Source organism: Providencia sp. UF-183 (genome assembly GCF_058246155.1).
Genome location: NZ_JBSICD010000009.1, coordinates 84,180 through 96,210, shown reverse-complemented (window position 1 = coordinate 96,210; position 12,031 = coordinate 84,180). Strand labels below are relative to the sequence as shown.

Annotated in this window: 9 protein-coding genes; 5 read left to right on the top strand and 4 right to left on the bottom strand. The window is 39.9% G+C overall.

Going from position 1 to position 12,031, the window contains the following annotated elements; all coding sequences use genetic code 11:
* Positions 1 to 41 precede the first annotated feature (41 nt).
* On the top strand, positions 42 to 704 hold the full coding sequence (ytfE, locus tag AC4IFT_RS10605; RefSeq protein ID WP_490751287.1) for an iron-sulfur cluster repair protein YtfE: 663 nt from the start codon (positions 42 to 44) through the stop codon (positions 702 to 704).
* A gap of 50 nt (positions 705 to 754) precedes the next feature.
* On the opposite strand, the gene AC4IFT_RS10600 is transcribed toward ytfE, so the two are convergent.
* The 4 genes from AC4IFT_RS10600 to AC4IFT_RS10585 all read right to left on the bottom strand — a co-directional run bounded on the left by AC4IFT_RS10600 (position 755) and on the right by AC4IFT_RS10585 (position 5,175).
* Positions 755 to 1,093, bottom strand: coding sequence for a hypothetical protein (locus AC4IFT_RS10600; protein ID WP_490751286.1), 339 nt, complete (start codon positions 1,091 to 1,093; stop codon positions 755 to 757).
* A 206-nt stretch (positions 1,094 to 1,299) separates the two neighbouring features.
* On the bottom strand, positions 1,300 to 2,670 hold the full coding sequence (locus tag AC4IFT_RS10595; RefSeq protein WP_490733966.1) for a class-II fumarase/aspartase family protein: 1,371 nt from the start codon (positions 2,668 to 2,670) through the stop codon (positions 1,300 to 1,302).
* A gap of 14 nt (positions 2,671 to 2,684) precedes the next feature.
* A complete protein-coding gene (locus AC4IFT_RS10590; RefSeq protein ID WP_219245279.1) occupies positions 2,685 to 4,241 on the bottom strand; it encodes a PTS transporter subunit EIIC in 1,557 nt (518 codons plus the stop codon).
* 193 nt (positions 4,242 to 4,434) lie between these two features.
* The gene (locus tag AC4IFT_RS10585; protein WP_490733968.1) at positions 4,435 to 5,175 is read right to left on the bottom strand and encodes a MurR/RpiR family transcriptional regulator; all 741 of its coding nucleotides are present in this window, start codon (positions 5,173 to 5,175) and stop codon (positions 4,435 to 4,437) included.
* A gap of 522 nt (positions 5,176 to 5,697) precedes the next feature.
* Here AC4IFT_RS10585 and fdnG point away from each other — a divergent pair.
* From fdnG to AC4IFT_RS10565, 4 genes are all read left to right on the top strand, one after another.
* Complete coding sequence (gene fdnG, locus AC4IFT_RS10580) at positions 5,698 to 8,745, top strand: formate dehydrogenase-N subunit alpha (protein WP_272573788.1); 3,048 nt, start codon at positions 5,698 to 5,700, stop codon at positions 8,743 to 8,745.
* 9 nt (positions 8,746 to 8,754) lie between these two features.
* Positions 8,755 to 9,693: a formate dehydrogenase subunit beta gene (fdxH, locus tag AC4IFT_RS10575; RefSeq protein ID WP_272575124.1), complete on the top strand. Its 939-nt coding sequence runs from the start codon at positions 8,755 to 8,757 to the stop codon at positions 9,691 to 9,693.
* On the top strand, positions 9,690 to 10,331 hold the full coding sequence (gene fdoI / locus AC4IFT_RS10570; RefSeq protein WP_490734104.1) for a formate dehydrogenase cytochrome b556 subunit: 642 nt from the start codon (positions 9,690 to 9,692) through the stop codon (positions 10,329 to 10,331). Before fdxH ends, fdoI begins: the two co-directional genes overlap by 4 nt.
* Before the next feature lie 362 nt (positions 10,332 to 10,693).
* Positions 10,694 to 11,251, top strand: a complete 558-nt coding sequence (locus tag AC4IFT_RS10565; RefSeq protein WP_490733973.1) for a tyrosine-type DNA invertase — start codon at positions 10,694 to 10,696, stop codon at positions 11,249 to 11,251.
* Positions 11,252 to 12,031: the final 780 nt, after the last annotated feature.

Genomic DNA, 12,031 nt, shown 5'->3' with positions numbered 1-12,031 from the left:
AGCACGATCAGAATTTTATGATTTTATAGAGGACACCTCACATGCAATTAAGAGATAAAACACTTGGCCAGCTTGCCTTATCGATTCCAAGAGCATCCGCGCTTTTTCGCCAATACAATATGGATTATTGCTGCGGCGGAAAACAAACGCTCAGCCGAAGTGCAGAAAAATTGAATTTAGACATTGAAGCATTAGAAAAACAATTAGCAGAATTATCAAATGAAACATTAGAAAAAGACTGGCGAGCGGCTCCGCTAGATGAAATTATTGATTTTATTATTGTCCGTTATCACGATAGACACAGAGAGCAATTACCTGAACTTATTTTGCAAGCACAAAAAGTCGAGAGAGTTCATGCTAATAAACCCACCGTTCCGAGTGGCTTGGCAAAATACCTTGAAGCCCTGCTTGAAGAATTAACCAGCCATATGATGAAAGAGGAACGTGTATTGTTCCCAATGATTAAAAATGGGTTAGGGCAAAATGCAGCGGGTCCAATTAGCGTCATGGAACAGGAACATGATGATGCTGGAGATTTATTAGAAGCGATTAAAGGCATCACAGATAACGTGACACCTCCCGCGGAAGCCTGTACCACTTGGCGTGTACTTTACAATGGAATCAATGAGTTAATTGATGATTTAATGAATCATATTAACTTAGAAAACAACTTACTGTTCCCAAGGGCATTAGCAGGCGAGTAAGCGTTTTTCCACATATTATCGCTGCTTAGTAAAGAGCAGCGATAATATTTTTACCAAAGGCCTTCTGATTCCAAACCTAAAGATACCACATCAAATAAACCTTCATTTAACTCATTCTCTGTACAGGTGAAAACCAGTTTAGTCGGTGGAGTAAATCCTGTTTTTGCATCAACCCCTTTTGAGCCAAAAACAAATGCAAGCAAAGCGGTAAAAGGTGCAGAATTTATCGCCAAATCATTGAGGATAAAATGTATTTTTTTTACTTCCTCCTCATTTTCAAAAGAACCTGTCGCATGGATATGAATCACACTTTCATCTCTATTTGCATTTTTAATATTCGGTAATAGAAAATCAACAGCTTTGGCTGTAAAACGGTATTGTTTAGACATAGATTATTTTCACCTTTATTTAAGAGAGTAAAAATGACGGCTCAACAGATGAGATGCCTTATCTATGTATAAATAAAAAAGCGTTAAATGAAAAACGCATCAATTAGTACAACTTAAAAAAACATAATCAGTTATACGCTATTATTTCTTATCAAAAAAAAACGACCTAATAAATAGGTCGCTCTTTTATCATTTTTAATTGATTGCTATTGGTAGCTTTTTTTAATTTCTTGCGAAATCGCTAAGCCTCGTTTTGCTTCTTTTTCTGCTATCTCAACGGACAAACCAATATAAGAACGCGGGTCGAGCATCGCTTTGATTTCATCATTGCTAAAAGCGGCTGAAATCACACTGTTTTTGGTCAGGTTGGTATAGAAATCCTCACCATCCGCTGCGGTCTTGATCGCTTCTTCATATAGCAGCTCATGGGCTTTGTCTTTCCCCAGCTTTTCTGCCATTTTCATCATGACGTATTCAGTATTATCTAGCCCTTTATTCCTCAATACGTTATGTAACATTCTATCTTCATGAGGAACGAGAGTTCTTGAAAGCTCTTCAGTTCTTAAAAGAATTTCTGTCGTTAATTCTAACGCTTCTTCAATTAAGCCATCGAATAACATATAAGAGCTACTGTCACCTTCATAAGGACGCACGGCAGAGTACATCCCCACACTTGGCAAAGAGTACAATTTCTGTGAGTTCGCAATAATCCCTTTCGCAAGTTTTGGGTTAATCTTGTGCGGCATGGTACTGCTGCCTACCGTCCCCTTAGTAAACCCTTCAGAAACCTCAGCAATTTCTTCCAATGTGGTGCTGTAAACTTCCTCGCCAATTTTATGGCAGATATTCGCCATCAGCGCCAAGTTCGCCATATATTCTAATTTATGGGTACTTAGGTTTCTCGATGGAACTTCCATCGCATGCATGCCCGTTAGCTCAGCGACGCGTTTTTGTACCTCTAAACCAATACCCGGCATAGAGTTAAATGCCCCAACCGCTCCGCCCATCATGATGGTGAAGACGCGCTTTTCACACTCTTTCATACGCTGATAACAATCAATAAAATCACTGATCCATACCGACACTTTATAACCGTAAGTGATCGGAATTGCATGGCGTCCATGGGTTCGACCCGGCATGACCATATGTTTGGTTTTTTCTGCCAGCCCCGATAAGTTCTCAATGATTTCACTCAGCAGCAACATAAATTTGTTGTGTACTGTTTTCATCATATACAGCTGGGAACTTTGCTGAATATTCTGCGTGGTAATACCGTAGTGAATATATTTACCACTCTCTTCTGAGCATGCATTTACTAATACTTTCAGAAAAGGCACAAAACCATGGCCAATTTTTTGGTAAATACGGCTCATTTCTTCGAAATCAATATTTTCAATAATCGCCTTTTCTTTGATTTCATCAGCTGCGGATTGGGGAATAAACCCCTGCTCCGCCTGTGCTTGAGCCAACATAGATTCAAACATTAACCAAGTCGTATATTTCGCTTCATCAGATAAAAGCGCCTTAATACCTCGGTCATCAATGGTTTTACTTTTAGAATCGTATAATGCTCTCATTTCGTATCCCTTCTTTATTTCTTCATTGCTTCATCAACAGCATTGCGAACGAATTCAACCTTCGGCCCATAAACGACATGGACATGGTTTGCCGATGGAAAGAAGAATGCGGTACATCCTGATTCCAACATTAAATCTTTATCAATTTGATTCACTTCGCCAACATCAATACGCATACGAGTAATACAGTTATCTACGTTACGAATATTTTGTTTGCCACCTAACGCTTGGATTAAAATTTCTGCAATTTCGCCATAACGTTTTTCTTTAATTAAGGTATTTTTCAGATTGCTAGACTCTTCACGACCCGGGGTTTTGATATCAAATTTAATAATCGCCCAGTAGAAAATAAAGTAAGTGACGACGGCTAAACAGCTACCAATGATGACCAAGAATATCCAGTTGGTGTGCTCATATAGCAATCCAAATATCGTGAAGTCGAATACCGTTCCTCGGATATAACCGATAGCAACACCCGCGAAAGAAAGTAATACCGCCCCAATACCGACAATAATCGCGTAAATGAGATACAGCAGTGGCGCAATAAATACGAAAGTAAATTCGAGCGGTTCGGTCACGTTACCCAGCATCGCAGTCAATACCATTGTCACCAACATCGACTTCACTTCTGCGCGGTTTTCTTTCTTCGATGTTCTGTAAATTGCCAGTGCAATTGCAGGGAATAAGAACAGCGTTACTAACATTTGCTGTTGCGCCATAAAGCGGGTCAAACTTGGCATCATTGCCCAATATTCGCTGTTAGGGCCTTGTTTGAATAACACTTCAGTCAATGCAGGAACAACACCAACAAAAGTTTGTCCATCAATAACATAAGTACCGCCCGCTTCCGTGAATCGAAACAACACGTTCCAGACGTGGTGCAACCCGAACGGAATGAATAAACGCTCACCACCTGCGGTAAAGAATGGCCCAACTGGACTCAAAAACACGGCGGATAGCTTCATTAAACCTTGAACTAAGACTTCCCAGATAAACGGTAACAATGCGCCGACCATGATCATTAAACCAATCATGATAATGGACACTGATTTTTTACCAGAGAAGAATGCAAATGCGGTTGGGAGCTCAAGGTTATAGAACTTGTCAGTCGCCCAAGAGGCAATTAAACCGGTAATGATCCCCCCCGCGGCACTGATATTTAGGGTTTGTATTCCAAGGACTTTGATCTGCCCCACTTGGCTCATAATCGCTGCATCAGCGAGCTTGCCAGTGAGTACCAACCAAATATTCATAGTAATGATCAAGGATAAGTAACCGACCACCGACGCAAAAACGGCTATCCCCTTATCTCTCTGACTCATCCCATAAGCGACCCCCATCGCAAACAGCAATGGGATATTATCGAAAATCACCCCTGCAATAGAACGAATGCTAACTAATAGAGCGTTAACTGTTTCATTTCCGAGGAAAGGAAAGCGTGCAATCATATACGTTTGCACTAACGCACCGCTGATACCCAATATCATACCGATAGGTGCAAGCACACCAATCGGAAGGAGTAATGTTCTCCCAAAGCGTTGGATAGATTCACCAAACTTTCTTCTGGCCATACTTTTTCCTTATGACTTCTATTATTAGAATTAAAGGCATACTAGCTTGGGGGTTTTATAAAAGAAATGATGTCCCGGTTTTAAAAATTATCTTAGGTCATAAATTATGACCTAGGTCATTTTGAAACAGCACTAACGCGAGAAATAACAATAAAAAGGCAGTAATATAGGAAGGGTAAGTTAAGAAAGTCGCCTAAAGTAGGTTTTCTAACTCATTGATAAGTAAATCAACTAAAATAAAAAAACCGATTCGGGACTTGGTGTCATCCCTTTTAGTATCGTAACTGTCTGCGAAACAAAAAAGCGTGTTATCGGTATAACTGGTTAATTCATTGGTATTGAATGCCGTCATACTAATAATATTCGCCCCTTTTAATTGGACAATTTTAGCGGTTTCAATAATCTTTTTTGTGCCACCAGAAAGGGAAATAAATATCACCGTATCATCTTTACTGACGAGCCGAGTGAAAGAATCAGATAAATTGTAGTCATTAATAAAAAAGCAGTGCAGACCTAATGCAAAGAGTAAGTGCTCAAGGTAATAGCCCACGGCCTTACTGGTTCCCCTCGCGACAATAAAAATATTTCGTGATTTATGTAAGATATTCGCACAATCGTTAATTTGGTCTTCATTGATCAGCGTAAAGCTTTTATTAATGTTTTTTTCGAGTTGTTTTTTGTAGGAAGCAGGCGTGACTTTTTCAGCTTTGTTTTTGGACAGAATATAATTATTAATTTGAAATTTAAGCTCTTTAAAACCACTGAAGCCTAATTTCTGCGATAAGTTAATAATGACTGTTTTAGACACATACGTTTTCGCCACTAAATCATTGATATTTAAGTATGGAATATCAGCAATATTGTCGTTCAGGTATTTTAAAACTTTTTTTTCGCTGAGCGTTAAATTATCGTAATTTTTTAAAAATTCCAACATATCCCACCTGACCAATTTTGCCGAAAAAACCCATTATACCGCAGGGACCAACAACGTGATGATGATTAATAATGATGAAATAACACAAAATAATCAATTTGCTGATTATACGCCAAATAGAGCCTTTATATAGAATTCAGGGAGGTAAATTTGTGAGAAGGTACAATTGTTTAATTAAAACAATATGTTCTAAAAAAATAACTTAGTTTATTAAGATATTTCTCTAAGTAATACAGATCTAGTCATATTGCCCGCCAAAGAGCGAGTTTATCGATTATCCTTTGGTAGTGCCGCCTTTTTTTGTGCAATTTTCTGCCTAACTGTTTCCATATTGTTACTATGGATTTATTTTTTTTAGTAATTATAATCAGTGCCCATCATTTTATGTAGTAGTTCATTACATTGAGTTCGAACATGATGCTCAGGTCTGTCTTGAATGATTGAAAAATGAAATTCGCCGCGGATAGGTTGTTTTTAACGACCTAGCCTTGGGCTTTCTTATCAATTAACAAGGAGACGCTGATGCAAGTCAGTCGACGGTCTTTTTTCAAGATCTGTGCAGGTGGTATGGCAGGAACTTCCGCTGCACTACTTGGTTTTGCCCCAAATGTATCTTTCGCAGGTTCTCGCCAATATAAGCTCTTACGCTCTGTCGAAACACGTAATAACTGTACCTATTGTTCCGTAGGTTGCGGTATTTTGATGTACAGCTTAGGCGATGGCGCAAAAAACGCAGAAAAAAATATCTATCACATCGAAGGCGACCCTGATCACCCTGTTAGCCGAGGCTCGTTATGCCCAAAAGGGGCGGGCCTTATCGACTATATTCACAGTGAAAACCGCCTAAAATACCCTGAATACCGCAAACCTGGTTCTGACAAATGGGAACGTATTTCATGGGATGAAGCGATAGACAAAATTGCGCATTTAATGAAAAAAGACCGCGATGAAAATTTCGTTACGCACAATGAAAAAGGCCAAGAAGTTAACCGCTGGCTGACAACAGGCATGTTGTGTTCATCTGCGGCGAGCAATGAAACAGGGATTCTCGATAATAAATTCTCCCGCTCATTAGGCATGCTCGCTATCGACTGCCAAGCCCGACTCTGCCATGCCCCGACCGTTTCCGCACTTGCCCCAACATTTGGTCGTGGCGCAATGACCAACAACTGGGTTGATATTAAAAATGCCAACGTCATTTTAATTATGGGTGGAAACCCGGCGGAAGCACATCCTGTTGGTTTCAAATGGGTTATCGAAGCCAAGATCAAAAATAATGCCAAAGTCATTGTTGTTGACCCACGCTTTAACCGCAGCGCGTCCGTCGCAGACATGTATTCGCCAATTCGTGCGGGTTCAGATACGGCATTTTTACTCGGTGTTATCCGCTACCTTATTGAAAATGATAAAATTCAACACGAGTATGTCAAAGCCTATACTAATGCGCCATTAATCGTTCGTGAAGATTATCATTTTGATGATGGGCTTTTTAGCGGCTTTGATGATAAAAAACAACAATATGACCGCAGCTCTTGGCATTATGAAACCGATGCAAATGGCCATGCGCTCAAGGATGAAACACTTCAACATCCTCGTTGCGTTTGGAACCTATTAAAGCAACACGTTTCCCGCTATACACCTGAAGTCGTCACGACCTTATGTGGTACACCACTTGAAGATTTTATCTATATTTGTGAACAACTTGCCTCGACTTCAGGCAAAGACAGAACGTCGACCATTTTGTATGCTTTAGGGTGGACGCACCACACAGGTGGGGCACAAACGATTCGTACTGCAGGTATGATCCAGCTATTGCTGGGTAACGTTGGTATGCCGGGTGGTGGTGTCAATGCGCTGCGTGGCCACTCCAACATTCAAGGTTATAGCGATTTAGGGTTACTCTCTTTGAATCTACCGGGTTATATGCCGTTACCCAACGAGAAACAGGATTCACTACAAACCTATCTGTCGCAAATCACACCAAGCTCAATCGTGCCTGACCAAGTGAACTACTGGAAAAGAACGCCCGATTTTTTCATTAGCTTAATGAAAAGCTTTTGGGGTGACAATGCCACCGCAGCCAATGAATGGGGTTATCACTGGCTACCTAAATGGGATAAGAGCTATGACATCATGGCGCAAACCCAAATGATGGTTGATGGCAAAATGAACGGCTATATCGTTCAAGGTTTTAACCCATTAGCTGCATTCCCTGATAAAAACAAATGTAGCGTAGCACTCTCGAAGCTCAAATATCTGGTCATTATCGATCCTCTGGTCACTGAATCATCAAACTTCTGGCAAAACCATGGTGAGATGAACGACGTCAATACCGCCGATATTCAAACCGAAGTCTTCCGTCTTCCATCCTCGTGTTTTGCTGAAGAAAATGGCTCAATCGCAAACTCTGGCCGCTGGTTACAATGGCATTGGGCGGGCGCACGACCACCCGCTCAAGCATGGCATGATGGTAAAATTCTGGGGCATTTATTGATGCGCCTACGCCAACTATACCAAGAAGAAGGCGGTGTTTGCCCTGAACCATTAATGAATCTCTCTTGGAACTATGTAGACCCATATGACCCGCAACCTGAAGAAGTGGCGAGGGAAGCGAATGGCCAAGCGATGCAGGATATTTATGATGATGCCGGCAAGCTATTATTCAAGAAAGGGCAGCAGCTTGATGGCTTCCACCAATTGAAATCCGATGGCTCAACAGCCAGTTTTTGCTGGGTCTATTCTGGTTGCTGGACAGAAAAAGGCAATCAGATGGCAAACCGCGATAATGCAGATCCATCCGGTTTAGGTTGTACCCCAGGCTGGGCGTTCGCATGGCCGCAAAACCGCCGTGTTCTCTATAACCGTGCGTCAGTCGACCCAAGTGGAAAACCATGGGATGAAAAACGCCAACTCATTAAGTGGGATGGTACCCAATGGGGGGGCTTTGATGTTCCTGATTTTGGTAATGCTCCGCCAAACAGCGGTGTAGGGCCATTTATTATGCAACCTGAGGGTGTCGGTCGCTTATTCTCCGTGGATAAAATGGCTGACGGCCCATTCCCTGAATTCTACGAACCGTTTGAATCCCCTGTAGAACATAATATTTTGCATCCAAAAGTGTCACGTAACCCAGTAGCCCGCTTATATAGCTATGATAAAGAGCATTTAGGAAATGCAAAAGATTTTCCATATGTAGCAACCACTTACTCCATCACTGAGCTATTCCGTCATTGGACGAAACATTCATTATTAAATGCCATTGCACAGCCTGACCAATTTATCGAAATTGGTGAGCAATTAGCCTCACAAAAAGGCATTAAACAAGGTGATGAAGTCAAAGTCAGTGCCAAACGAGGCTTTATTAAAGCCAAGGCCGTAGTCACCAAACGTATTCGCCCATTAACCATCAATGGTAATGTGGTCGAAACCATTGGGATCCCTTGCCATTGGGGCTTTGAAGGAGCAACACAAAAAGGTTTCCTTGCCAATACATTGACGCCATCGGTTGGTGATGCAAATGCATTCACGCCTGAATATAAAGCGTTTTTAGTCAATGTTGAAAAGGCGTAAGGAGAAATTATGTCACTGCAATCTCAAAACATTATTCGCCGTTCGGCAACGAATAGCCTTACACCAGCACCACAAGTTCGCAACCATCAAGAAGAAGTCGCAAAACTGATTGACGTTACGGTCTGTATTGGCTGTAAAGCCTGCCAAGTGGCCTGTTCAGAATGGAACGACATTCGTGACCAAGTGGGCACCAATATTGGTGTTTATGATAACCCTGTCGACTTAACAGCAAAATCTTGGACGGTTATGCGCTTTTCTGAAGTTGAAGAAAATGGCAAATTAGAATGGTTAATCCGTAAAGATGGTTGCATGCACTGCGCTGACCCAGGTTGCTTAAAAGCCTGCCCAGCGGAAGGCGCTATTGTTCAATATGCTAACGGTATTGTTGATTTTCAATCGGAGCACTGTATCGGTTGTGGTTACTGTATCGCAGGCTGCCCATTTGATGTTCCTCGTATCAATAAAGAAGATAACCGTGCCTATAAATGCACATTGTGTGTCGATCGTGTTGAAGTGGGTCAAGAACCTGCATGTGTAAAAACGTGTCCAACAGGTGCCATCCATTTTGGTAGTAAAGAAGACATGAAACATCTTGCTCAAGAGCGTGTTTCTGAACTGAATACCCGCGGCTATCAAAATGCTGGGCTTTATGATCCCCAAGGCGTCGGCGGAACCCACGTAATGTACGTTCTTCATCATGCAGATAAACCCAATCTTTATCACGGGCTCCCTGACAATCCCGAAATCAGTGAAACGGTAAAATTCTGGAAAGGAATTTGGAAACCGCTTGCGGCAATTGGGTTTGCGGCAACCTTTGCTGGCGCAATGTTCCACTATTTTGGTATCGGGCCAAACCACACCACAGAAGAAGATGAGGAAGAAGCGCGAAAAGATAAAGAAGCGGCTTCTCAAACTGCACAATCAGAGCATAACGAGGAGCAACACTGATGAAAAAAAACAGCGATACAATTTTACGCCATAATGCATCTGAGCGTATTAATCACTGGTTAGTCGTCATTGCCTTTGTCTTTACGGCATTCAGTGGGTTAGGTTTCTTTTTTCCCTCATTAAACTGGTTTATGAATATCTTAGGAACGCCACAATTATCACGTTTACTGCACCCGTTTGTCGGTAGCGTCATGGCATTCTTATTTATTTTTATGTTTTTCAGATACCTAAAATATAATTTTGTGGATAAACAAGACCTTATTTGGGCTAAAAACATTCATAAAGTTTTACGTAATGAAGAAGCTGGCGATATTGGTCATTATAACCTTGGCCAAAAAGGGATTTATTGGGTTCTCAGCCTGTGCCTTATCATCCTCACAGTCAGTGGAGTTATTATTTGGCGTCCTTATTTCGCGGATTATTTCTCGATTTCAATCATCCGCGCGGCATTACTGGCGCACTCACTATCTGCTATAGTTCTGATTATCACGGTTGTTGTTCATGCTTATGCAGCCTTTTGGGTAAAAGGCTCGATTCGTAGCATGGTCGAAGGCTGGGTGACACGTGGGTGGGCAAGGAAACACCATCCTCGTTGGTATCGCGAAGTATTAGAAGAAGAGAAAGAGAAGAAAGAATAACCGTAAATTAAAACCGCCAAGCAGCGTCATTTATGGTGCTGTTTGGCAAATTTGCACCCATAAATGCCCTTTACAGCCCACCTCTTCTTAGTGCCTACACGACTACATTCCCTCATAAATCAATTTATCTCCAGAGACGAAACCCGTTTCACTTTATCCTTCAACAATTCCATACTTTCTGCTCACAGACTCTTTTTAGCACGACTAAAGAGTATGAAAAGTCATCATGCTTAATCACTCGTATTTAGGTATCATCACGCATACATATAACATATTATATGTAATTTTAGGAAAATTTATTATTTTTAGTTAATTTATCGTGAGTATATAGCGAAATGTAACGAGGTATAAATGAGATCATAATGACTAAACGTAAATTTATTACACGCACAGAAGTTAACGCTCTATTACATGCAACCAAACAGGGGCGATATCCTAATCGTGACTATTGTTTGTTATTAATGAGCTTTTTACATGGTTTGAGAGTCAGTGAACTTACTCATATCACCATGTCTGATATTGATTTAGTCCAAAAAGTCATCTATATCAGACGATTAAAAGGAGGGCTATCCACTGTTCAACCTATAATCCCAGAAGAATTTACAGCAATAGAAAGATGGCTAATTGAGAGAGACTCTTGGAAAACATCCAGTTCAGATTGTTTGTTTATCTCACAAAAAGGGAGCCAAATTTCTCGCTATCAAATTTATCGTTTATTTGAACAATACGGCAAGATAGCCGGACTTTCCGTCAAGCTTCACCCACATATGTTAAGGCATGCGTGTGGGTATGCATTAGCTGACCTCGGCAGAGATACTCGATTAATTCAAGACTATTTAGGGCATCGAAATATCGCCCACACTGTAATTTATACTGCAAGTAATGAAAAACGCTTTAGCGGTATTTGGTCTAATCAATAGACAATTTAATGACTTGTGTCAACATGAAACCAAAGTTCAATATTATAAAATGAATTAAACACCAAAAATACCTCAGTTATTTAACCAATTGGTTTTATAAAACTGAGGTATTCTCATAAATAGTGGGTGTAATGATTAATTTTAATACCGCTAAATAAAGCTATAGATTGACTATTTTCAAAAACCCTAAAATAAGATTAGTTAATAATTTTATTTATTCTTCTTTTACCAATTATCATAATTTAATTACTCCAATTACGAGTATATCCAAAATTGCATTAAATTAACATGTCACTACCAATTCATACACAAAAAAAACACATTTATATTCATATTTAGATAGTCATATAAAGATTATTAATGACTTTAATGATAAAATTTAAATACCAACAGAGTTTAAACCCATAAAATGGCAATAAAAAGATGCATATTTCATATGAGCGAAAAATAAAACAAAAAATAAGTTAATAATAAAGAAAATTAACAACAATTAAGCAAAAACAATGATAAATTTCAAATTTGATTTAAAATCAAATGATAACGCAACATAATAAATCAAAATGTTTAAAATGCCTAATAAGTATAATTCTGAGACTAACCAAAATCAAACAGCATAAAAATCTGTTTGCGTAATGCTTTTTAGAGTCAGAAAGCAATTAATGTAAAATTTTATTATCTACAACAAAAAGTTACCATTCGTGATGTTTTAATCATTAAAACTCGCCAGTAAAATACTCTTTATTTACTAGCAAAAAACACAAATTAAAGATTTTAATCCTG